The sequence below is a fragment of the Streptomyces sp. NEAU-sy36 genome, assembly GCF_013423905.1.
Classification (GTDB): Bacteria; Actinomycetota; Actinomycetes; order Streptomycetales; family Streptomycetaceae; genus Streptomyces; species Streptomyces misionensis.
In genome coordinates this window covers 7,787,906-7,808,378 of the sequence record NZ_CP058977.1, presented here as the reverse complement: position 1 = coordinate 7,808,378, position 20,473 = coordinate 7,787,906, and the positions used below count along the sequence as shown (strand labels likewise).

Genomic DNA, 20,473 nt, shown 5'->3' with positions numbered 1-20,473 from the left:
TTCTCCTCGTGGGGATGGATGGTCACGCCCAGTATCCCACGGGGGGTGTAGCGAATTTTCCGGTCCGACGGTGAACGCGGCCCGCGGGAGGGCCGTCCAACGCGTTGAAAAGCCGTTTTCGTGGATGTGGTCCCGCCTGGGACAATGGAGCGGTCAGCCGTGCGACCGCTGCGGCTGCCCGATGGAGAAAGAAGGACGTGCCGATCGTGGCTCAGAGCACCGAGACCACCGACTGGGTCTCCCGTTTCGCGGATGAGGTCATCGAGGAGTCGGAGCGCCGGGCCCCGGGCAAACCGGTCGTGGTCGCGTCCGGCCTCTCCCCGTCCGGCCCCATCCACCTGGGCAACCTGCGCGAGGTCATGACCCCGCACCTGGTCGCCGACGAGATCCGCCGCCGCGGGTACCAGGTCCGCCACCTGATCTCCTGGGACGACTACGACCGCTACCGCAAGGTCCCGGCGGGCATCGCCGGCGTCGACGACTCCTGGGCCGAGCACATCGGCAAGCCGCTGACCTCGGTCCCGGCACCGAAGGGCTCGTCGTACCCGAACTGGGCCGAGCACTTCAAGGCCGCCATGGTCGAGTCGCTGGCCGAGCTGGGCGTCGAGTTCGACGGGATCAGCCAGACCGAGCAGTACACCTCCGGTGCCTACCGCGAGCAGATCCTGCACGCCATGAAGCACCGGGGCGACATCGACGCGATCCTCGCCCAGTACCGCACCAAGCCCAAGGTCAAGAAGCAGCAACAGAAGGCCGTGGACGAGGCCGAGCTGGAGGCCGAGGAGGGCTCCGGCGCCGCGTCCGAGGACGACGGCTCCTCCGGCTCCGCCGGGTACTTCCCGTACAAGCCGTACTGCGGCAACTGCGAGAAGGACCTGACCACGGTCACCTCGTACGACGACGACACCACCGAGCTGTCGTACACCTGCAACGAGTGCGGCTTCACCGAGACCGTCCGGCTCGCCGAGTTCAACCGCGGCAAGCTGGTCTGGAAGGTCGACTGGCCGATGCGCTGGGCCTACGAGGGCGTGGTCTTCGAGCCCAGCGGTGTCGACCACTCCTCTCCGGGGTCGTCCTTCCAGGTGGGCGGGCAGATCGTGGGGATCTTCGACGGCAAGCAGCCCATCGGCCCGATGTACGCCTTCGTCGGCATCTCCGGCATGGCCAAGATGTCGTCCTCGCGCGGTGGCGTGCCGACCCCGGCGGACGCGCTGAAGATCATGGAGCCGCAGCTGCTGCGCTGGCTGTACGCCCGCCGCCGGCCCAACCAGTCCTTCAAGATCGCCTTCGACCAGGAGATCCAGCGCCTCTACGACGAGTGGGACAAGCTCGCCGCGAAGGTCGCCGACGGCTCCGCGCTGCCGGGTGACGTCGCCGCGTACACCCGCGCGGTGGGCACGGCGGCCGGTGAGCTGCCGAAGACGGCGCGCCCGCTGCCGTACCGGACGCTGGCCTCCGTCGCCGACATCACGGCGGGCCACGAGGACCAGGCCCTGCGCATCCTCTCCGAGCTGGACCCGGAGCGACCGCTGGGCTCGCTGGACGAGGCGCGCCCGCGGTATGACAAGGCCGAGGCGTGGATCAACACGCACGTGCCGGCGGACCAGCGGACCATCGTGCGCGAGGAGCCGGACGCCGAGCTGCTGAAGTCGCTGGACGAGGCGTCGCAGCGGTCCGTGCGGCTGCTGCTCGACGGCCTGGCCGAGCACTGGTCGCTGGACGGGCTGACGCACCTCGTGTACGGCGTGCCGAAGGTGCAGGCCGGGTTCTCGGCGGACGCGACGCCGAAGGAGCTGCCGCCGGAGATCAAGACCGCCCAGCGGTCCTTCTTCGCGCTGCTGTACCAGCTGCTCGTGGGCCGGGACACCGGGCCGCGGCTGCCCACGCTGCTGCTGGCGGTGGGCCAGGAGCGGGTGCGGAGCCTGCTCGGCGAGTGACGCCGATGTGACGCGGACGCGCGCAAGGGGCCCTCTTTCGGGCGGGCCCCTTCGTCATGTCCGCTCGTTCTTCGGCGGTGCGTGGGCGCGTTCCCTAGGCGATGGGGTATTCCCGCAGCTGTGCGTCGTGGTGCTCGCTGAAGTGCTCGACCATGCGGTTGGCCCGGTCCAGCGGGAGGGCGATGCCGAAGGTCGCCTCGACGTTGTCCTTGAACTGGGCGCCGGTCGGGTAGCTGCCGTCTATCGACTTGCGGAAGACCTGGTAGTAGTCCTCCTCGGTCGGCTCGGGCTCGGGGTAGCCGCCGCCCTCGCCCAGTTCCCGGGTGCGGTTGGGGCTCACCGGGATCGGGAAGCTGCCGGTCTCCTCCGGGGAGGGCTGCTGGAACTGCTCCGGCGGCTGGTCCTCGTACCAGTCCTCGTACTGCTCCTCCGGCTCGTACTGGGGCTCCGGGGGCGGCTCGTAGGTGGGGTCGTAGTCGCCGTGGTACTCGACCTCGCGGGGGGCCTGGAACCAGGGGCTCTGGTCGTCCGGCAGGGGGCCCGGGGGGCTCTCGGGGGCCTGGGGGTGCCGCTCGCCGTGCGGCGCGGGCGCGGCGGCGGGCCGCGCGGGCGCCGGCTGCGTGGGTACGGCCCGCGCGGGCGCGGTGGCGTCGGCCGACGGACCCTCACCGATGCCGGCCGCCGCCGGAACCCCCGCCGTCAGCTCGGCCGCGGGCGCCGGGGGCAGCAGGACCGGTTCTATCCCCGCGGCCAGCAGGCCCGAGGGGGCCGTCTCCGCCAGGGGGACGCCGTAGCGGGCCAGGCGCAGGGGCATCAGGGACTCGACCGGGGCCTTGCGGCGCCAGGCGCGGCCGAAGCGGGAACGGAGCCGCGCCTGGTAGACGAGGCGTTCCTGTTCGAGCTTGATGACCTGGTCGTAGGAGCGCAGCTCCCAGAGCTTCATACGGCGCCACAGCAGGAACGTCGGCACCGGGGAGAGCAGCCAGCGGGTGATCCGGACGCCCTCCATGTGCTTGTCGGCCGTGATGTCGGCGATGCGGCCGACGGCGTGCCGGGCCGCCTCGACGGAGACGACGAAGAGCACCGGGATCACCGCGTGCATGCCGACGCCCAGCGGGTCCGGCCAGGCGGCGGCGCCGTTGAACGCGATCGTCGCCGCCGTCAGCAGCCAGGCCGTCTGGCGCAGCAGCGGGAAGGGGATGCGGATCCAGGTCAGCAGCAGGTCCAGGGAGAGCAGGACACAGATGCCGGCGTCGATGCCGACCGGGAAGACATAGGCGAAGTTCCCGAAGCCCTTCTTCCAGGCCAGCTCACGGACGGCCGCGTAGGAACCGGCGAAGCCGATTCCCGCGATGATCAGGGCACCGCCCACGACCACGCCGATGAGTATCCGGTGCATCCGAGTCAGCTGCGGTGGCGCGGCCACTCGTACTCCCCTCCCGTTGCCTGTTGTTGCGACGCAACAGGGTGGCACACGTGTGCGGGGCACGCGGCGCCGGTCGGCCGTAAGCCCGTTCGGTCAGCCCTTCTTGTCGGGCGACTTGGACGGAGAAGCGTCGGCCGAGGGCGACTTGGCGGAAGAGGAGGGGCTCGCCGAGGAACCGCCCGGGGAGTTGTCCTCGCCGGCGGAGGAGATCGAGGCCACGACCTCCTTGACGGCCTTCTCCGCGGACTTGGCGATGTCGTCGGCGTCGGGGGTCTTGTCGCCCGCGAGGCCCGCGCCGTTGTAGTCGAGGGTGACGACGATGTTCTGCACCCGGGCGACGATCGTCTCCTGCTTGAAGAGGCCTTCCTTCTTCTTCAGGTCGTAGCGGACCGAGGTCGCCTCGTCGCCCGCGCCGGAGACCGGCTGGACCTTGGCGTTCGTGCCGCCGTCCACCGACTGGGAGTCCTTGACCTGGTTGCCGAAGTACGCGTGCGCCTGGGTGTTGGCGGAGCCGCGCGTGGTGTCGGAGTCGAAGCGCAGCAGGGAGACGTTCAGCCAGCGGAACTGGGAGCCCTTGACGCCGTTGTTGGCCAGGCTGCTCCAGGAGCAGGAGGAACGGGACGACGGTTCGTCCGAACTGCCCTTCTTGCCCGCGGTGTCGGCCTTGGGGACCAGGTCGCCCAGGGTCTTGTCCGACAGCACCTTGCAGGGGTTCGGGAGCGTCTTGTACGTGGCCGGCTCGACGGTCGGGGTGGCGCTGGCGGAGGGCGTCGCGCTGCCGCTCGCCGGCTGCCCGGCGCTCGCGCTGTCGCCGCTCTTGGGCTTGGAGTCGCCGGAGTCGGAGGAGCAGGCCGCGGTGATCAGCAAGGCGGGAACGGCTGCCGCGCAGACAAGAACACGGCGGAGGTTCCTGGTTCGCTGGCTCAGGTGGGCTACGTCGTCTCGCTGCATGGTTCCTTCACTCATGACGCTCGGTGTTCGTGCGGGTTCCTGCGGGGCCCCACCGTACGCGGTGAAGGAGCTGTGCGGTTTCCGTTCGGGTGCTTCGCGGACGGGGGCCGCCGGGGCCGGGAAGTGGATCAGCCGCCGAGCGCGCCGTCCAGCCGGGAGGCCAGTTTCCGGGCCCTGTCCTGCATTTCCTTGCTGTCGGGGGTCGTTCCGGCGGCCATCGGCTGCTCCTCGTACTGGATGGTGACGACGACGTTGGACGTGCGGAAGACCACAGTCACCGTCCGCTGTGCGGCCGTCGATCCGGACCCGGCGAGCTGGTCGTCGAGGTACGCCTCGTCACCGAGGTCGGAGAGGGCGCGCGGCTGGAGGTCGGGCGAGGTGGACGCCGACGCGGAGGAGGAGTCGCCGGTGGTGGCGTCCGCGGGGGAGGGGGAGCCGGAGGGGGTGCCGCTCGGCTCGTCGCCGTGCGTGGCGGGCGCCGAGGGGGTGCCGCTCGGCTCGGGGAGGTGGGCGGCCGTCTCCTTCTGCCGGAAGAGCTGGCCGGCCTGGTCGTCGTCGCTGACCGTGTTGTCGTACGACACCACGCGTTCGAGGTCGACGGAGAGCCGGTCGGTGGCGTCGGCGGAGGCGACCTTCCAGCGGCAGCCGACCTTGCGGTCGGTGTCGTAGGTCAGCTCGGCCTCGCCCTGGTAGGCCTTGTCCCGCTGGCTGGGGTCGGTGATCTGCTTGATGCCGGGCAGCAGGGAGTCGAGGGTGTCGTGGCCGACCGTGCCGCAGGGCTCGGGCAGGGTGCGGTACCTGCCGGGCTGGGCGACGGCAGTGGCGGTGCCCGCGTCGCCGGGGTTGGCGTCGTCCGCCGCGCCGGAGCCGCCGGAGCCGCCCGTGCAGCCGGTCAGCAGCGCCGCGAGGAGGGCGGCGGTGCCGGTTACGTACGCCTTCCGCTGCACGGGCGGGCTCCTCTCGACGGCTGCGCTCCGACGGATGCGCTCGATGGTCGCACCAGTGTCCCCGCTGGTTATTCGCTTGCCGCGGCGGGGTCCGGCCTGGAGACAATGTGTATCGCACGCGCCGCCGTGAACGCCGGTTCGAAGTCCGCTGTCAGCGCTTCTGGCGTTGCTTTTCCTTTTTGTCGCTCTCAAGCCTTTTGTTGTCTTTTCCGGGGGAACGAGGAAGTCATGCCGTACGTGGAGATACCGGGCGCGCGGGTGCCGATCCGGATGTGGACGGACCCGGCGACGGTCGAGGACGTCGCCCTGCGCCAGTTGCAGAACGTCGCCACCCTGCCGTGGATCAAGGGCCTCGCGGTCATGCCGGACGTGCACTACGGCAAGGGCGCGACGGTCGGTTCGGTGATCGCGATGCGGGACGCCGTCTGCCCGGCCGCCGTCGGGGTGGACATCGGCTGCGGGATGTCGGCGGTGCGGACGTCGCTGACCGCGAACGACCTGCCGGGCGACCTGTCCCGGCTGCGGACCAAGATCGAACAGGCCATTCCGGTCGGGCGCGGGATGCATGACGACCCGGTCGATCCCGGCGGCTTCCACGGCCTCGCCACCAGCGGGTGGGACGAGTTCTGGGGTCGGTTCGACGGTGTGGCCGACGCGGTCCGGTTCCGGCAGGAGCGCGCCGTCAAGCAGATGGGCACGCTCGGCGGCGGCAACCACTTCATCGAGGTCTGCACGGACACCGCGGGCGCGGTCTGGCTGATGCTGCACTCCGGTTCCCGCAACATCGGCAAGGAACTGGCCGAGCACCACATCGGCGTGGCCCAGAAGCTCCCGCACAACCAGGGCCTGGTCGACCGCGACCTCGCCGTCTTCGTCGCGGACACCCCGCAGATGGCGGCGTACCGCAACGACCTGTTCTGGGCGCAGGAGTACGCCAAGTACAACCGCACCCTGATGATGGCGCTCCTGAAGGACGTGATCCGCAAGGAGTTCAAGAAGGCCAAGCCCCTCTTCGAGCCGGAGATCTCCTGCCACCACAACTACGTGGCGCAGGAGCGGTACGAGGGCGTGGACCTGCTGGTGACCCGCAAGGGCGCGATCCGGGCCGGGTCCGGGGAGTTCGGGATCATCCCGGGCTCCATGGGCACGGGGTCGTACATCGTGCGGGGCCTGGGCAACGACGACTCCTTCAACTCGGCCTCGCACGGCGCGGGCCGGCGTATGAGCCGCAACGCGGCCAAGCGGCGGTACACCGCCAGGGACCTGGAGGAGCAGACGCGGGGCGTGGAGTGCCGCAAGGACTCCGGCGTCGTGGACGAGATCCCGGGCGCCTACAAGTCCATCGACCAGGTCATCGAGCAGCAGCGCGACCTGGTGGAGGTCGTGGCCAAGCTGAAGCAGGTCGTCTGCGTGAAGGGCTGAGGAGCCCTCGGTACGGGCGGGGCGGAACCGCGGCGGCCCGCCCCGCTGTCCTCATGGTGCACGCGTCAACTCTCCGGAGAGGGAAGGCCGATGAACCGAGTGCGCACGAGAGGGGCGGTCCGGGCCGCGGGCCTGGCGGTGGCCGTGGTGGCTCTGCTGGCGGGCTGCTCGCAGCACTACGAGGACCAGCGGGGCAAGGGCGACGCGCCCGTGCAGGGCAGGGCCGGGGACAACACGCCCGCCGAGGTCTACAACTTCCCCGACGGGTTCGGGAACCTCGCCACCAAGTGTGTCGGGCACGGGTACCGGGCGTATGTGACCACCAACGCCAACGCGCCGTCGAACGTGCAGATCGTGGAGGACAAGGCGTGCGCCGGCTGAGCGCGGGCCTCGCCGTGACCGTGCTCGGCGCGGTGCTGCTGCTCGGCGGCTGCTCCCGGCAGCACTACGAGGAGCGGGGTAAGGCGGACGCGCCGGTGGCGGGCCGGGCCGGGGAGGACTCGCCCGCCGAGGTCTACAACTTCCCCGACGGGTTCGGGAACCTGGCCACCAAGTGCGTCGGCGAGGGCAAGCGGGGCTACGCCACCACCAAGTTCGTCAAGGTCGAGAACAAGGACGAGGTCAAGATCCTGCCCGCGCACGCGGTCATCGTGGACGACCCGTCCTGCCGGGCCCCCGGCCGGTGATCACTTGGCGTGGCGCACGGCGTAGATCATGACGAACGCCACCAGGTGGATGCCGAAGAGGAAGTAGGCCAGGAAGTACCAGACCTTGCGCTCGTCCCTCTTCTCCTGGGCGAGGCGGCGCTTGTCGTATGCCTCGGAGGGGGAGAGAGGCGCGGGCGCGTCCCCGGCGCCGGCGGGTTCGTCGGCCATCACCGCTCCCGGTGGACCTTGGTGTTGGAGGCCTGGGCGCGCGGGCGTACGACCAGGAGGTCGATGTTGACGTGGCTGGGCCGGGTCACCGCCCAGGTGATGGTCTCGGCCACGTCCTCGGCGGTCAGCGGCTCGGCCACGCCCGCGTACACCTTCGCCGCCTTCTCCGCGTCGCCGCCGAAGCGGGTGAGGGCGAACTCCTCGGTCCGCACCATGCCGGGCGCGATCTCCACGACGCGCACCGGGCTGCCGACGATCTCCAGGCGGAGGGTCTCGGCGAGGACGTGGGCGCCGTGCTTGGCGGCGACGTAGCCGGCGCCGCCCTCGTAGGTGGCGTGGCCGGCGGTGGAGGAGACGACCACCACGACCCCGTCGCCGCTCGCCTCCAGCTTGGGCAGCAGGGCCTGGGTGAGGTTCAGGGTGCCGATGACGTTCGTCTCGTACATCGTGCGCCAGTCGGCCGGGTCGCCGGTGGCCACCGGGTCGGCGCCGAGCGCGCCGCCCGCGTTGTTCACCAGGACGCCGATGGTCTTGAAGGCCGTGGCGAACTCGTCCACGGCCGCGCGGTCCGTCACGTCCAGCGGGTACGCCGTCGCCGAGTGACCGGCCGCGTTGATCTCCTCGGCCAGCGCCTCGATGCGGTCCTTGCGGCGGGCGGTGAGCACCACGCGGTAGCCGGCCGCGGCGAGCTGCCGGGCCGTCGCGGCGCCGATGCCGCTGCTCGCACCGGTGACGACGGCGATGCGGGAGGCGGCGGACGGGGCGGACGTGGCCATGGGCTGCTCCTCGGGTGGGTCGGCGGACGTGCGTCCAATGTAGGCGAGGGTCAGCCGCCGTTCCTCGGCGCCCACATGATCAGGGCCATGCCGGCGAGGCAGACCAGCGCGCCGGTGACGTCCCAGCGGTCGGGGCGGTAGCCGTCGGCGACCGCGCCCCACAGCAGCGAGCCCGCCACGAAGATGCCGCCGTACGCGGCCAGGATGCGGCCGAAGTGGGCGTCCGGCTGGAAGGTGGCGACGAAGCCGTAGGCGCCGAGCGCGAGCACCCCGCCGGCCGCCCAGAGCCAGCCCCGGTGTTCCCGCACGCCCTGCCAGACCAGCCAGGCGCCGCCGATCTCGAACAGCGCGGCGACGACGAAGAGGGCGGCGGAACGGAGGATCGGCATGGGGGCAGCTTCGCACGGCGGGTGCTCCGGAATATCCGGCGGTGCGGCTCTGTTGGCGGGGTATAGTTGAACGGTAAACAACTTGGGAAGGTGAGCGGCCATGCAGTTCGGGATCTTCACGGTCGGTGACGTCACGCCGGACCCGACCACGGGGCGTACGCCGTCCGAGCGTGAGCGGATCAAGGCGATGGTCGCGATCGCGCTGAAGGCGGAGGAGGTCGGCCTGGACGTGTTCGCGACGGGTGAGCACCACAACCCGCCGTTCGTGCCGTCGTCGCCGACCACGATGCTCGGGTACATAGCCGCGCGCACGGAGAAGCTGATCCTGTCCACCTCGACCACGCTGATCACGACGAACGACCCGGTGAAGATCGCGGAGGACTTCGCGATGCTCCAGCACCTGGCGGACGGGCGGGTGGACCTGATGATGGGCCGCGGCAACACGGGTCCGGTGTATCCGTGGTTCGGCAAGGACATCCGTGAGGGCATCAACCTGGCGGTGGAGAACTACGCGCTGCTGCGCCGGCTGTGGCGTGAGGACGTCGTGGACTGGGAGGGCAGGTTCCGCACGCCGTTGCAGGGCTTCACCTCGACCCCCAGGCCGCTGGACGGTGTCGCGCCGTTCGTGTGGCACGGCTCGATCCGCTCGCCGGAGATCGCCGAGCAGGCCGCCTATTACGGCGACGGTTTCTTCCACAACAACATCTTCTGGCCCGCCGGTCACACCCGGCGGATGATCGAGCTGTACCGCAACCGGTACGCGCACTACGGGCACGGCACGCCGGAGCAGGCGATCGTCGGGCTGGGCGGTCAGGTGTTCATGCGGAAGAACTCGCAGGACGCGGTGCGCGAGTTCCGGCCGTACTTCGACAACGCCCCGGTGTACGGGCACGGTCCGTCGCTGGAGGAGTTCACCGAGCAGACCCCGCTGACGGTGGGTTCCCCGCAGCAGGTGATCGAGCGGACCCTGTCCTTCCGGGAGTACGCCGGCGACTACCAGCGCCAGCTGTTCCTGATGGACCACGCGGGACTGCCGCTGAAGACCGTCCTGGAGCAGCTGGACATGCTCGGCGAGGAGGTCGTGCCGGTGCTGCGCGCGGAGTTCGCGAAGAACCGCCCGGCGAACGTGCCGGACGCCCCCACCCACCAGTCGCTGCTCGCCGCGCAGACGGCGGCCGGGGACGCGAAGGAGGAGAGCACCGTATGAAGCTCGTCGTCGTGTCGGCGGGACTGAGCGTCCCGTCCTCCACCCGGCTGCTCGCCGACCGGCTGGCCGCCGCCGTCGTCCGGCGGGCCGACGCGGAGGTGGACGTGCAGGTGATCGAGGTGCGCGACCTCGCCGTGGAGATCGCGCACAACCTCACCAACGGGTTCCCGGGACGGGCGCTGGCCGCGGCGCAGGACGCGGTGACCGGCGCGGACGGGCTGATCGTCGTCACGCCCGTGTTCTCCGCGTCGTACAGCGGGCTGTTCAAGTCCTTCTTCGACGTGCTGGACAAGGACGCGCTGACGGGCAAGCCGGTGCTGCTCGCCGCGACCGGCGGCACCGCGCGGCACTCCCTGGTCCTGGACCACGCGCTGCGCCCGCTCTTCTCCTACCTGCGGGCCGTGGCCGTCCCCACCGGGATCTACGCCGCCTCCGAGGACTGGGGAGCCGAGGGCCTCGCGGAACGGATCGAGCGGGCGGGCCAGGAACTGGCCTCCCTGATGCCGAAGGCCGAACACCGCACGGAGCCCCGCGTGGTGCCCTTCGCCGAACAGCTCGCGGCGCTGGAGCCGTAGGCCCACCGCCCTGCCGCCCACCCGTCCGACCCGGTCGGACGGGTGGGCGCCGTGCGTGACAGGGGTTCCCGGCCGCGCCGCCGCCCCGCCGCGCGCGGGCGTGTCCACGGGTGGGTGAGAAGACGGTAGGGGACCCGAGGTGGTTGCGCGTTTGACGGTTAGAGGGCGGTAAAAAGGGTGATCGCGGGCCCATCCGCCCCGGCCGAACCGATCGGGACCTTGGCAAACTGGGTACGTGCCCCAGACTGTGCTGCTCGCCGAAGACGACCGTGCCATTCGCCATGCCCTGGAGCGGGCCCTGACCCTGGAAGGGTACGAGGTGACGGCGGTGGCGGACGGCGTCGAGGCGCTCGCGCAGGCCCACAAGACCCCGCCGGACGTCCTCGTGCTCGACGTGATGATGCCCGGCATCGACGGCCTCCAGGTCTGCCGCGTGCTGCGCGCCGAGGGCGACCGCACCCCCATCCTCATGCTCACCGCCCTCGTCGAGACCGCCGACCGCATCGCCGGCCTGGACGCCGGCGCCGACGACTACGTGGTCAAGCCCTTCGACGTCGAGGAGGTCTTCGCCCGGCTGCGCGCCCTGCTGCGCCGCACCAGCCCGGTCCCCGCCGCGGCGAGCGGCGGCGACGGCGCCGGCCGGGGCGAGCCCCAGCTGTCCGACCGGCAGATCGAGGCCGCGGGCCTGCGCATGGACCTCCAGGCCCGCCGCGTCTGGCGCGGCAAGCGGGAGCTGGAGCTGACCCGTACCGAGTTCGAGCTGCTGGAACTGCTGGTCCGCAACGCGGGCATCGTGCTCGACCACTCCACCATCTACGACCGCATCTGGGGCTACGACTTCGGCCCCGGCTCCAAGAACCTCGCCGTCTACGTCGGCTATCTGCGCCGCAAGCTGGACGAGCCGGGCGCCCCTCAGCTGATCCACACGGTGCGGGGCGTGGGTTACGTGCTGCGGGAGGACTGAGTGGACCGCCTGCGCCGGACGCCGGCCAGGCGTCGGCCCAAGCTGGTCTCCCTGCGCACCACCTTCGCCGTCTCCTTCGCCGCCGTCACCGCCGCCGTCACCATCCTCGTCGGCATCGTGTCGTACGGCTCCGCGGCCCGGCTGGTCCGCGTCGACCAGCAGTCGGTGTTCAGCCAGGTCGTCCAGGACGTACGGGACGAGGTGCGCCAGCACACGATGGTCCCCGAGGACTTCTCCTCCTCCCGGCCCGGACACGACCTGGTCCGCCCCGCCCGCACCGACGTCCAGGTGCTCGGCGCGCAGGGCCAGATCACGGACCACGGCAGCCCGGTGCTGCCCGTCACCTCCCGCGACCGGGCGATGGCGACCGCGCGCACGGCCGGGAGGGTCGCCGAGCACAAGGACGTACGGGTCGGCGACGACCTCTTCCGCATCGCCACCGTCTCGCTCGGCCACGGCCGGGGCGCGGTACAGGTCGCGCAGGAGTTCAGCGACACCGAGGACCTGCTGCGCACCCTCCAGCAGCGGACGCTGATCCTGACGGCGGCCGTGGTGGTGGCGGCCGGTCTGTTCGGCTGGTGGCTGGCCCGCCGGATCACCCGGCGCCTGGTGGTGCTCACCTCCGCCGCCGAGGACGTCGCCCGCACCCGGCGCCTGGGCATCGAGGTGCCGGTGGCGGGGCTGGACGAGGTGGGGCGGCTCGGCCGCGCCTTCGACCGGATGCTGGGACGGCTCGCGCAGTCGGAGGAGGACCAGCGGCGGCTGGTCCAGGACGCGGGCCACGAGCTGCGCACGCCGCTCACCTCGCTGCGCACCAACATCTCGCTGCTGCGGCGCATCGACGAGCTGCCGCCGGACACCCGGGACGACCTGGTCGCCGACCTCACTCAGGAGGCGCGCGAACTCACCGACCTGGTCAACGAGTTGGTCGACCTCGCCGCCGGGCAGTCCGACACCGAGCCGCCCCAGCGGGTCGACCTCGCCGACATCGCGGAGGACGTGGTGGGGCTGGCGTCACGGCGCACCGGGCGGGAGATCGTGCTGCGGGCCGCCGGGGACACCACGACCGACGGCCGGCCCGGGATGCTGCAACGGGCCATCTCCAACCTGGTCGAGAACGCGGCCAAGTTCGACCGTGCGGGCAAGGCGCCGATCGAGGTCCAGGTGACGGGCCCGGCGCGGCCGGGGACGGTACGGGTGGAGGTGCTGGACCGGGGTCCCGGGATCGCGGAGGGCGACCTGATCCGGATCTTCGACCGCTTCTACCGGGCCGCCGACGCGCGCTCCCTGCCGGGCTCCGGACTCGGTCTGTCCATCGTCCGGGAGGTCGCGATGGCGCACGGGGGCGCGCCGTTCGCCTACCGGCGGGAGGGCGGCGGCGCGGTGATCGGCTTCACGGTGGGCGGGGGCTGACCGGCTCCACCGGGAAGGCGGACGGCCGCCCCCGCACGGGGAAGGTGGCCGTCCGGCCCCCGCACGGGGAAGGCGGCCGTCCGGCCCCCGCGCCGGGAGGCTACGAGGACCGCTCGCCGATCACCGGCAGGGTGAGGAAACCCTCCGCCCGGGCGCTGGCCAGGCCGATCCGGGGGATGTCGCTGGACTTGGCGAAGAGCAGGAAGCGGGGTTCCCACACCGGCCGGTACTTCGCGTTGGCCCGGTACAGGGACTCGATCTGCCACCAGCGTGAGAAGAAGGTGAGGATCGAGCGCCACAGCCGCAGCACCGGGCCCGCGCCGAGGCGGGCGCCGCGCTCGAAGACCGAGCGGAACATCGCGAAGTTCAGCGACACCCGTTCCACCCCCAGCTCCTTCGCGCCCAGCAGCAGCTCGACGACCATGTACTCCATCAGGCCGTTCTCGCAGTCGCGGTCGCGGCGCATCAGGTCCAGGGAGAGGCCGCGCTCGCCCCAGGGCACGAAGCTGAGCAGGGCGCGGGGCTCGCCGTCGGCGTCCCGGCACTCCAGCATCACGCAGCGGCCGTCCGCCGGGTCGCCGAGGCGGCCCAGGGCCATGGAGAAGCCGCGCTCGGTCGCGCCGTCGCGCCACCGGTCGGCGCGATCGACGAGGACGGCCATCTCCTCGGCCGGGATGTCCTCGTGGCGGCGGACGCGCACGGTGTAGCCGGCCCGCTTGACCCGGTTGTGGGCCTGGCGGACCACGCGCATCGCGCGGCCCTCCAGGGTGAAGTCGGCGATGTCCACGATGGCCTCGTCACCGAGTTCGAGGGCGTCGAGTCCGTGCCGGGCGTAGACGGTGCCGGCCTCCTCGCTCGCGCCCATGACCGCCGGGATCCACGCGTGCCGGCGGGCCTCGGCGAGCCAGGCGTCGATGGCGCCGGGCCACGCCTCCGGGTCGCCGATCGGGTCGCCGGAGGCGAGGGAGACTGCGCCGACGACGCGGTAGGTGATCGCCGCCTTGCCGCTGGGGGAGAAGACGGCCGCCTTGTCGCGGCGCAGCGCGAAGTAGCCGAGGGAGTCGCGGGCGCCGTGCTTGTCGAGCAGCGCGCGCAGTCTCTCCTCGTCGGCGGCGGTGAGCAGCTGCTTGCCGCGCGGGGAGCGGAAGCAGGCGTACAGGACGAGGCAGAAGGCCGCGGCGAGCAGGGCGTTGACCGTGATGTCGGTCCAGCGGGGGGCGTGTACGTGCTCGATGCGGTCGGCGAAGACGCCGACGCTGATGCCCCGCAGGTAGGTGTAGGCGATCTCGTCGGTGAGACCGGCGCCGGGCAGCTTGTTGGTGGCGTGCACCAGCAGGGTGCCGAGGCCGCCCGTGACCAGCAGGCCGCCCGCGCCGACGGCGAGCGCCAGCTTGGGGTTGGAGGGGTCGCCGACGGCGTTGAACTCGCGCCGGCCGATCAGCAGGGCCGCCACGAACAGGCCGGTCAGGGCGGCGGAGACCCAGTTGAAGACGTGGTCGGCGTACCGGTCCTGGGTGAGGCCGAGGGCGTAGACCAGGAAGAGCGGGCCGGCGAGCAGCAGGTTGGTGAGCCACGCGGCCCGCTTGCGCCGCCGCATCACCAGCGTCAGGAAGATCGCGAGCGCGGCGGAGACCAGGCCGGCGGTGGCCAGGTACGGCGTGAAGAAGGCGCCGACGTGCTGGTGCGGGTGCTGCTGGTTGAAGAGCTTGCTGGTGTTGTGCTCGTGCACCTCCTCGCGGAACGGCAGGGACAGCACCGCGAGGACGTTGAGTACGGCGATCAGCCGTAGGTACCAGACCGTCGCCGAGGCCGCCGCGGCGCGCAGCCGCGGGCCGGGGGTGAGCGACGGGAGCGTCCGGCGCGGGCCGGCCTGGGCGGGGGCGTGGGGCGAGGGCAGGGTCGACTGCGGAGCGGGCATGGTGACTTGTCACCTTGGGGAGGGGGACGGTTCTACGCGGACCCTACAGCTCGTAGGGCGGGGCGTCGCCGGTCGGCGTGTGGGACAGGAGCGTACCGGGCGAGGTTCTTACCCGGTCCTTTCCGGCCTTTCGCACATCTCGTCAGCCCGCCCGTTCCATGCCGCGCCGGGCGGACGTCAGGGTCCAGGCCAGGTTGCCCGCCGCGGCCCCGGCCGCCACCACGGCGACGATCACACCGCCGGTGGCGAGGCCGTCGCTGAACAGGTGCGGACGCCGGTCGAGGCTGTGCAGACCGAAGCCGCACAGCTGGTACACCCCGACGGCCGCGACGACGAGGCTGACGACGAGCACGGTCAGGGTCGGCGCGAGACTGCGGGCGCAGATCTCCGCGCCGGGCGCCGTCTCCGTGTCCTGCATGGCTCCCCCGTTGGGCGTGGTGGAAGGGATGGGCGAACGACCTTGTGGCCGCGGCCGGTTGGGAACCTACAATACGTAGGGTCCGTTAGGGTCGACGCCATGCGTGTGTACATGAGTGCGGACATGGAGGGCGTCACCGGCCTCGTCGACGCCGACGACGTCCAGCCGGGCGGCCGGGATTACGAGCGCGGCCGCTCCATGATGGCGGAGGACGTGAACGCGGCGGTGCGCGGCGCGCTGGCGGCCGGCGCGAGCGACGTCCTCGTCAACGACGCCCACGGTCCGATGCGCAACCTCCTCCCCGAAGCCCTGCTCCCGGCCGTCCGGCTGGTGCGCGGCAAGCCCAAGCAGATGGGCATGCTGGAGGGGCTGACCGGGGAGTACGACGCGATGGTCTGCGTCGGCTACCACTCCAGGGCCGGCGCCCCGGGCGTGCTCAGCCACAGCTTCATGGGCCACGAGATCGAGGACATCTGGCTGGACGGCCGCCCGGTCGGCGAGATCGGCCTCGCCCATGCCACGGCGGCGGCGCTGGGCGTGCCGGTGGTGGCCCTCACCGGTGACGACGCGGCGTGCGCCGAGATGGCGGAGTGGGACGCCTCGGTGGTCACGGTCCCGGTGAAGTACGCGCACGGCCGGTTCGCGGCCGAGCTGCGGCCGGAGGCGGAGGCCCGCAAGGCGATCGAGGAGGCGGTGGCGGGCGCCCTCGCCGCGCTTCCGGCCCGCCCGGCGCCGGCCGCCGGCGAGTCCGTCCTCACCGTCCGCTGGCAGTCCGCCGCCGTCCCCGCGACCCTGCTCGGCCTCCCCGGCGTCACCGCCGAGGACGACCGCACCGTCCGGGCGAGCGGCCCCCTCGTCTCCCTCTACCGCCAGTTCGGCGTGTGGATGCGCGTGGCGTCGTCCCTGACCAACCAGGCGCCGTACTGCTAGACGGTGCACCGCCGTTAGGCGGCTGTACGGCCGTTAGGACGGTTGTGCGGGCCGTGCTGACCCGGAGATCACTTCCTGCGTGGCGCGGGTCCCGGCATCCGGGCGGGGACGGGTCCGCCACCGGTCGGGGACAGGCGGTGTCCGATCCCTCGCGCGGTGCCGATCGACAGGCGGCTGCCGGTCTCCCGCAGCTTGCGGCGCAGCCGGCTCAGGTACTGGTCCAGGGTGTTGTCGCTGACCTGGGCACCCTCGGGCCAGCCGGCCCGCACCAGGTCGCGGCGGCGCACGAGCGATCCGTCGGCGGCGGCGAGGGTGGCGAGCAGCCGGAACTCGGTCGGGGACAGCGCGGTACGGACACCGTGCACGCTCATGCTGTGGTCCACCGCGTCCAGGACCAGGTCCCCGGCCGTGGCCACCGCCGCCGGGGCGGTCCGTCTGAGGAGCGCGCGCAGCCTCGCGGCCAGTTCCGCGAGGTGGAAGGGCTTGGGCAGGTAGTCGTCGCCGCCCGCGGAGAAGCCGGAGAGGCGGTCGGTGAGGTGGTGCCGGGCGGTCAGGAAGATCACGGGGCCGGGGAAGCCGTTGGCGCGCATCGCCTGGCACACGTCCCGGCCGTCCGCGTCGGGCAGGCCGACGTCCAGGACGGCCGCCGCGATGCCGGACGTGGCCAGGCGCAGGGCGGTGGCGCCGTCGGCGGCCGGGACCGGCTCGAAGTCCTCGTCGTACAGTCCTCGGCGCAGCACGTCCCGCTGGGCGTGATCGTCTTCGACGACGAGGATCCTGGGGCGCATGATTCTCCAGCCGCCTGCCGGCGAGGGGTGCGGGGACGGACGATCCGGGCGGCGGCCGCCGGCACCGTCGCTCGGGCTCGGGTGCCTGCCGCCGCGGACCGCGTGGACGTGGGGACGGCCGACCGCGAGCGTCTACAGCTCCGTAGACCGTCTACGGCACTGTAGACGAACGGCGGGCCGGTGTCGTTCCCCGGGAGGGCGCGGCGGGGAGCCCCGGCTCATGCGACCGGTGCTTCGTGTGTGCCTGGCGGCGCGGGTCGGCTGTGACCGGTCCCGGGAGTGTGCGGCGGCGCGGGCCAGTGCGGCGGATCGGTGTCAGGTGCGCCCGGCGGCGCGGGTCAGCGCTGCGTTCCGGATTCCCGGGCGGCAAGCCCCTGGGCTGCCGTGTTCTCGCCGGGCCCCAGGTCCTGGGTCCCTATGACGGACAGCAGCTCCAGCTGCTCGGCTCCCCGGGTGCCGGGCGGCGCGGTGAACCACAGCAGCCGTTGGCGTCCGTCCTCGCTGAGCAGGTTGTGGCAGTCGAGTTCGATGACGCCGAGCAGGGGGTGGACGATCCGCTTGTGGTCCATGCGGCGCACCGCGACGTCATGGGTGTCCCAGAGAGCCGCGAACTCCGGGCTGCGCCGGCGCAGCGCGGCGACCATCCTCGCGACCTCCGCGTCCCGGCCGCGCCGGGCGGCCGCCGCCCGGAGATCGGCCACGAACACCCGGGAGTGGCGGGGGTGGTCCTCGGGCGGGTGGATCTCGCGCGCCCGCGGATCGGTGAACCAGCGGTACACGTAACTCGCCGCCGGGCCGCGCTGTGCCGGGGACGCGCCGAGCAGGGCCCGGGCCGGCTCGTTCTCCACCAGGGTCTCGTGCAGGTCGGTGATGACGCGCGCGGGGGTGTTGGACAGCCGGTCCAGCAGCCCGAGGAGCGCGGGCTGCACATGCGCCGACGGTCCGTGGGCCGATCGGGGGACCGGCCGTTCGGCCAGGTGGAAGAGGTGGTCGCGCTCGTCTGCGTTCAGGCGCAGGGCTCGGGCGAGGGCGGCCAGGGTCTGCGCCGAGGGCTGCGCGCCGTGCTTCGCGCTGCCGCGTTCCAGCTCGGTGTAGTAGTCGGCCGACAGCCCTGCCAGCTGGGCGACCTCCTCGCGGCGCAGCCCGGGGACGCGACGGCGCGGGCCCTGCGGAAGACCGACGTCGGCGGGGCGGATGCGGTCGCGGCGGGACCTGAGGAAGGCGCCGAGCTCTGGAAGGTTCACCCCTCCATGGTCACTCGCGGGCCGGAGCGTAACCAGGGGATGGCGTCCCCCGGGTAGACGCAGCCCTGGCTGGGCGCGCGGAACCGGCCGATCGTGGAGAGCAGCAGGGCGACGGCGAGGCCGCGGTCGCCCGACCACCATCCACCACAGGAGCCGGCCATGCCCATTCCCACCTCCCCCGACGCGACCGGCGGCCCGGCCCGGCCCTCCGGCGAGCCCCGGGTCGCGATCGTCACCGGCGGCTCGCGCGGCATCGGCCGCGGGACCGTCGGCCGGCTGGCCGCCGACGGCTACGGGCTCGTGGTCGGCTACGCCGGGAACCGGGCCGAGGCCGAGGCCGCCGTGCGGGAGGCCGAGGCCGGCGGCGGCCGGGCGATCGCGGTGCGCGCCGACGTCGCCGACGAACACGCGGTCGAGGCCCTGTTCGACGCGGCCGAGGCGGAGTTCGGCGGCGTCGACGTCGTCGTGCACGCGGCCGGACGGGTGCGCATGGCGCCGATCGCCGAGCTGGACCTCGCGGACCTGGACGACCTGCACCGCACCAACATCCGCGGCACTTTCGTCGTCGTCCGGCAGGCCGCCCGCCGGGTGCGCCCCGGCGGGGCGATCGTGACGTTCTCCACGTCCGTGGTGGGGCTGGCCTTCCCGACCTACGGCGCGTACTCCGCGAGCAAGGGCGCGGTCGAGGCGCTGACCCCGGTCCTGGCCCGGGAACTGCGGGGCCGGGACGTCACCGCCAACGCCGTCGCCCCCGGGCCCACGGCCACGGACGGCTTCCTGGACGGCAAGGACGAGGAGACCATCGCCCGCCTGGCCGCCCGGGCCCCGCTGGAACGGCTCGGCACCACGGCCGACATCGCCGAGGTCGTCGCCTTCCTGGCGTCCCCGGCCGGCCACTGGGTCAACGGACAGGTCGTCCGGGCCAACGGCGGAATCATCTGACCCACGCCCGTCGTCACCCACCGAGAGAAAGAGCAACGAGCCATGCCCTTCGCGAACTTCAAGGTCCCCGAGAAGACCCTCACCCCGAAGCAGAAGGAACTGATCGTCACCCGCACCACCGAGCTGTACGTCGAGCTCTACGGCGAGCGCGCCCGCGCCAACACCATGGTCCTGGTCGAAGAGGTCACCGACGGCGGCTGGGGCATCGGGGGCGACGTCCTGACGCTGGCCGAGCTGGGCGAGGCGACACCGACCGGGGACGCCTGACCGTTCCGGGCGCGCGCGTACCGGCCTGCGCCCCCGCCCGACCCGGCTACGAACCGCCGGCCCCGCCCCAGGCGGTCAGGTCGAGGGGGGACGCGCAGTGCGGGTCGTCACCGGCCGGACGCCGGTACCGCCGTTCCTCCAGCAGCGACATCACCGAGCCCGGCACCGCCGGGCCGGTGTTGTCGAGGCGGACGTCCAGGCGGTCCTCCGGGTCGATCACGGGTCCGTCCCGGAGGGGCGCTTGGCGTCCGGCCGGCCGCGTCGGAAGGCGTCCACCGGACGGCCCTTCCCGGCACCGGCCAGGACGGGGCCCCGACGCTCCGCCGGACCCGCCGGACCCGGTCTCAGGGCCACACCAGGCAATACGCCTGATGCCCCGCCTCATGCAGCCGGTGGCTGAAGTCCTGCCATTCGTGCAGCAGTTGGTACACGTTGAACGCGTCCCGCGGTCCGCCCCGGTCCGGGACCGTGGACCAGATGAAGGCCGCGGCGCCGACGGCCTCCTCGCCGATGCCGCGCAGGGGGTCGACCACGGTCATGGGGAGTTTGACGACCGCGTAGTCGGGGTGCAGGACGACCAGTTCGAGGGGCGGGACCTTGTGCAGGGGGACGCCCTCGATGCCGGTCAGGACCATGGCCGCCATGGTCTCCGGCTTGATCTTGGTGAACATGCCGTTCATGCCCAGCTCGTCGCCGCCGAGTTCCTCGGGGCGCATCGAGATGGGGACGCGGGCCGCTGTCGCGCCGTCCGGCGCGCCGAAGTACTTGTAGGTCACCCCCACTCGACCACCATTCCCGCTCCCCGCCCGGAGGCGGTCGGCCTGGTCCGTACGATCAGCCCGCTCGGCCCTGTCGGCGCGGTTGGCCCGGCGGTCCCTGCGGCGCCCGCCCGCGCGCCCCGGAGCCGGGTCCGAGGGGCGGTCCGGGCCCCCCGCGCGGTCCGCGCCGAAGGTCCGGTCAAGGTCCAGGGTCCGGTCCCGCGGAAGGTCGAACGACCGGTCCCGCGCCGGGTCCAGCGGTCGCTCCAGCGCCGGGTCCAAGGACCGGTCCCGTGCCGGGTCCGACGGCCGCTCCAGCGGAAGGT

The 20,473-nt window shown here is 72.5% G+C and carries 24 protein-coding genes; 11 read left to right on the top strand and 13 right to left on the bottom strand.

What is annotated here, in order from left to right:
- The first annotated feature begins 197 nt into the window (after positions 1-197).
- Positions 198-1,937: a lysine--tRNA ligase gene (lysS, locus tag HZZ00_RS34275; protein WP_180329953.1), complete on the top strand. Its 1,740-nt coding sequence runs from the start codon at positions 198-200 to the stop codon at positions 1,935-1,937.
- A gap of 94 nt (positions 1,938-2,031) precedes the next feature.
- Here the strand turns inward: lysS and HZZ00_RS34270 are convergent, their stop codons facing one another.
- From HZZ00_RS34270 to HZZ00_RS34260, 3 genes are all read right to left on the bottom strand, one after another.
- Positions 2,032-3,363 carry a DUF2637 domain-containing protein gene (locus HZZ00_RS34270; protein ID WP_257585518.1) on the bottom strand — a complete coding sequence of 444 codons (1,332 nt, stop codon included), beginning with the start codon at positions 3,361-3,363 and terminating at the stop codon, positions 2,032-2,034.
- Between the two features lie 93 nt (positions 3,364-3,456).
- Positions 3,457-4,314: a DUF3558 domain-containing protein gene (locus tag HZZ00_RS34265; RefSeq protein ID WP_257585517.1), complete on the bottom strand. Its 858-nt coding sequence runs from the start codon at positions 4,312-4,314 to the stop codon at positions 3,457-3,459.
- 128 nt (positions 4,315-4,442) lie between these two features.
- Positions 4,443-5,261 (bottom strand): DUF3558 domain-containing protein, encoded by an 819-nt coding sequence (locus HZZ00_RS34260; protein WP_180329951.1) that lies wholly within the window; start codon positions 5,259-5,261, stop codon positions 4,443-4,445.
- A 228-nt stretch (positions 5,262-5,489) separates the two neighbouring features.
- Between HZZ00_RS34260 and HZZ00_RS34255 the strand changes: the two genes are divergently transcribed.
- From HZZ00_RS34255 to HZZ00_RS34245, 3 genes are all read left to right on the top strand, one after another.
- On the top strand, positions 5,490-6,683 hold the full coding sequence (locus HZZ00_RS34255; protein ID WP_180329950.1) for an RtcB family protein: 1,194 nt from the start codon (positions 5,490-5,492) through the stop codon (positions 6,681-6,683).
- Positions 6,684-6,773: 90 nt separating this feature from the next.
- A complete protein-coding gene (locus tag HZZ00_RS34250) occupies positions 6,774-7,064 on the top strand; it encodes a hypothetical protein (RefSeq protein ID WP_219013976.1) in 291 nt (96 codons plus the stop codon).
- Positions 7,052-7,369: a hypothetical protein gene (locus HZZ00_RS34245; RefSeq protein WP_219013974.1), complete on the top strand. Its 318-nt coding sequence runs from the start codon at positions 7,052-7,054 to the stop codon at positions 7,367-7,369. The genes HZZ00_RS34250 and HZZ00_RS34245 overlap by 13 nt, the downstream gene beginning before the upstream one ends.
- Here the strand turns inward: HZZ00_RS34245 and HZZ00_RS34240 are convergent, their stop codons facing one another.
- From HZZ00_RS34240 to HZZ00_RS34230, 3 genes are read right to left on the bottom strand one after another with little or no spacing between them, the layout of a single operon-like run.
- On the bottom strand, positions 7,370-7,558 hold the full coding sequence (locus HZZ00_RS34240; protein ID WP_180329949.1) for a hypothetical protein: 189 nt from the start codon (positions 7,556-7,558) through the stop codon (positions 7,370-7,372). It abuts the gene before it with no gap.
- Complete coding sequence (locus HZZ00_RS34235; RefSeq protein ID WP_180329948.1) at positions 7,558-8,334, bottom strand: SDR family NAD(P)-dependent oxidoreductase; 777 nt, start codon at positions 8,332-8,334, stop codon at positions 7,558-7,560. The genes HZZ00_RS34240 and HZZ00_RS34235 overlap by 1 nt, the downstream gene beginning before the upstream one ends.
- Before the next feature lie 50 nt (positions 8,335-8,384).
- On the bottom strand, positions 8,385-8,723 hold the full coding sequence (locus HZZ00_RS34230; RefSeq protein ID WP_180329947.1) for a YnfA family protein: 339 nt from the start codon (positions 8,721-8,723) through the stop codon (positions 8,385-8,387).
- Positions 8,724-8,823: 100 nt separating this feature from the next.
- On the opposite strand from HZZ00_RS34230, the gene HZZ00_RS34225 reads away from it, so the two are divergent.
- The 4 genes from HZZ00_RS34225 to HZZ00_RS34210 all read left to right on the top strand — a co-directional run bounded on the left by HZZ00_RS34225 (position 8,824) and on the right by HZZ00_RS34210 (position 12,882).
- On the top strand, positions 8,824-9,930 hold the full coding sequence (locus HZZ00_RS34225; protein WP_180329946.1) for an LLM class flavin-dependent oxidoreductase: 1,107 nt from the start codon (positions 8,824-8,826) through the stop codon (positions 9,928-9,930).
- Positions 9,927-10,505: an FMN reductase gene (locus HZZ00_RS34220; RefSeq protein ID WP_180329945.1), complete on the top strand. Its 579-nt coding sequence runs from the start codon at positions 9,927-9,929 to the stop codon at positions 10,503-10,505. Before HZZ00_RS34225 ends, HZZ00_RS34220 begins: the two co-directional genes overlap by 4 nt.
- A gap of 235 nt (positions 10,506-10,740) precedes the next feature.
- Positions 10,741-11,469: a response regulator transcription factor gene (locus HZZ00_RS34215; protein ID WP_180329944.1), complete on the top strand. Its 729-nt coding sequence runs from the start codon at positions 10,741-10,743 to the stop codon at positions 11,467-11,469.
- Positions 11,470-12,882 carry a HAMP domain-containing sensor histidine kinase gene (locus HZZ00_RS34210; protein ID WP_180329943.1) on the top strand — a complete coding sequence of 471 codons (1,413 nt, stop codon included), beginning with the start codon at positions 11,470-11,472 and terminating at the stop codon, positions 12,880-12,882. It abuts the gene before it with no gap.
- A 100-nt stretch (positions 12,883-12,982) separates the two neighbouring features.
- Here the strand turns inward: HZZ00_RS34210 and HZZ00_RS34205 are convergent, their stop codons facing one another.
- Together HZZ00_RS34205 and HZZ00_RS34200 are read right to left on the bottom strand one after the other, a co-directional pair.
- Positions 12,983-14,800, bottom strand: a complete 1,818-nt coding sequence (locus HZZ00_RS34205; protein WP_180329942.1) for a phosphatidylglycerol lysyltransferase domain-containing protein — start codon at positions 14,798-14,800, stop codon at positions 12,983-12,985.
- Positions 14,801-14,942: 142 nt separating this feature from the next.
- Entirely contained in the window at positions 14,943-15,218 is a 276-nt protein-coding gene (locus tag HZZ00_RS34200; RefSeq protein ID WP_180329941.1) for a hypothetical protein, read from the bottom strand.
- Positions 15,219-15,317: 99 nt separating this feature from the next.
- On the opposite strand from HZZ00_RS34200, the gene HZZ00_RS34195 reads away from it, so the two are divergent.
- Positions 15,318-16,148, top strand: coding sequence for a M55 family metallopeptidase (locus HZZ00_RS34195; RefSeq protein ID WP_180329940.1), 831 nt, complete (start codon positions 15,318-15,320; stop codon positions 16,146-16,148).
- A gap of 68 nt (positions 16,149-16,216) precedes the next feature.
- Here HZZ00_RS34195 and HZZ00_RS34190 read toward each other — a convergent pair whose 3' ends face one another.
- The 3 genes from HZZ00_RS34190 to HZZ00_RS34180 all read right to left on the bottom strand — a co-directional run bounded on the left by HZZ00_RS34190 (position 16,217) and on the right by HZZ00_RS34180 (position 18,341).
- Positions 16,217-16,936, bottom strand: a complete 720-nt coding sequence (locus tag HZZ00_RS34190; RefSeq protein ID WP_180329939.1) for a response regulator transcription factor — start codon at positions 16,934-16,936, stop codon at positions 16,217-16,219.
- A gap of 338 nt (positions 16,937-17,274) precedes the next feature.
- Positions 17,275-18,180 carry a helix-turn-helix domain-containing protein gene (locus tag HZZ00_RS34185; protein ID WP_180329938.1) on the bottom strand — a complete coding sequence of 302 codons (906 nt, stop codon included), beginning with the start codon at positions 18,178-18,180 and terminating at the stop codon, positions 17,275-17,277.
- A complete protein-coding gene (locus HZZ00_RS34180) occupies positions 18,177-18,341 on the bottom strand; it encodes a hypothetical protein (protein ID WP_180329937.1) in 165 nt (54 codons plus the stop codon). The genes HZZ00_RS34185 and HZZ00_RS34180 overlap by 4 nt, the downstream gene beginning before the upstream one ends.
- Between HZZ00_RS34180 and HZZ00_RS34175 the strand changes: the two genes are divergently transcribed.
- Together HZZ00_RS34175 and HZZ00_RS34170 are read left to right on the top strand one after the other, a co-directional pair.
- Positions 18,340-19,122: an SDR family oxidoreductase gene (locus HZZ00_RS34175; RefSeq protein ID WP_180329936.1), complete on the top strand. Its 783-nt coding sequence runs from the start codon at positions 18,340-18,342 to the stop codon at positions 19,120-19,122. The two genes, HZZ00_RS34180 and HZZ00_RS34175, sit on opposite strands and share 2 nt — an antisense overlap.
- Positions 19,123-19,164: 42 nt before the next feature.
- Positions 19,165-19,389, top strand: a complete 225-nt coding sequence (locus HZZ00_RS34170; protein ID WP_180329935.1) for a tautomerase family protein — start codon at positions 19,165-19,167, stop codon at positions 19,387-19,389.
- A gap of 46 nt (positions 19,390-19,435) precedes the next feature.
- Here HZZ00_RS34170 and HZZ00_RS34165 read toward each other — a convergent pair whose 3' ends face one another.
- Together HZZ00_RS34165 and HZZ00_RS34160 are read right to left on the bottom strand one after the other, a co-directional pair.
- On the bottom strand, positions 19,436-19,609 hold the full coding sequence (locus tag HZZ00_RS34165) for a hypothetical protein (RefSeq protein WP_180329934.1): 174 nt from the start codon (positions 19,607-19,609) through the stop codon (positions 19,436-19,438).
- A gap of 124 nt (positions 19,610-19,733) precedes the next feature.
- Complete coding sequence (locus tag HZZ00_RS34160; protein WP_003992141.1) at positions 19,734-20,171, bottom strand: hypothetical protein; 438 nt, start codon at positions 20,169-20,171, stop codon at positions 19,734-19,736.
- Between the last annotated feature and the right edge of the window lie 302 nt (positions 20,172-20,473).

Coding starts and splice junctions, on each gene's coding strand:
- HZZ00_RS34230 (WP_180329947.1), bottom strand. CDS start 8,723: ATGCCGATCCTCCGTTCCGCCGCCCTCTTCGTCGTCGCCGCGCTGTTC.
- HZZ00_RS34175 (WP_180329936.1), top strand. CDS start 18,340: ATGCCCATTCCCACCTCCCCCGACGCGACCGGCGGCCCGGCCCGGCCC.
- HZZ00_RS34225 (WP_180329946.1), top strand. CDS start 8,824: ATGCAGTTCGGGATCTTCACGGTCGGTGACGTCACGCCGGACCCGACC.
- HZZ00_RS34220 (WP_180329945.1), top strand. CDS start 9,927: ATGAAGCTCGTCGTCGTGTCGGCGGGACTGAGCGTCCCGTCCTCCACC.
- HZZ00_RS34250 (WP_219013976.1), top strand. CDS start 6,774: ATGAACCGAGTGCGCACGAGAGGGGCGGTCCGGGCCGCGGGCCTGGCG.
- HZZ00_RS34265 (WP_257585517.1), bottom strand. CDS start 4,314: ATGCAGCGAGACGACGTAGCCCACCTGAGCCAGCGAACCAGGAACCTC.
- HZZ00_RS34200 (WP_180329941.1), bottom strand. CDS start 15,218: ATGCAGGACACGGAGACGGCGCCCGGCGCGGAGATCTGCGCCCGCAGT.
- HZZ00_RS34195 (WP_180329940.1), top strand. CDS start 15,318: ATGCGTGTGTACATGAGTGCGGACATGGAGGGCGTCACCGGCCTCGTC.
- HZZ00_RS34170 (WP_180329935.1), top strand. CDS start 19,165: ATGCCCTTCGCGAACTTCAAGGTCCCCGAGAAGACCCTCACCCCGAAG.
- HZZ00_RS34255 (WP_180329950.1), top strand. CDS start 5,490: ATGCCGTACGTGGAGATACCGGGCGCGCGGGTGCCGATCCGGATGTGG.
- HZZ00_RS34180 (WP_180329937.1), bottom strand. CDS start 18,341: ATGGCCGGCTCCTGTGGTGGATGGTGGTCGGGCGACCGCGGCCTCGCC.
- HZZ00_RS34190 (WP_180329939.1), bottom strand. CDS start 16,936: ATGCGCCCCAGGATCCTCGTCGTCGAAGACGATCACGCCCAGCGGGAC.
- HZZ00_RS34205 (WP_180329942.1), bottom strand. CDS start 14,800: ATGCCCGCTCCGCAGTCGACCCTGCCCTCGCCCCACGCCCCCGCCCAG.
- HZZ00_RS34240 (WP_180329949.1), bottom strand. CDS start 7,558: ATGGCCGACGAACCCGCCGGCGCCGGGGACGCGCCCGCGCCTCTCTCC.
- HZZ00_RS34235 (WP_180329948.1), bottom strand. CDS start 8,334: ATGGCCACGTCCGCCCCGTCCGCCGCCTCCCGCATCGCCGTCGTCACC.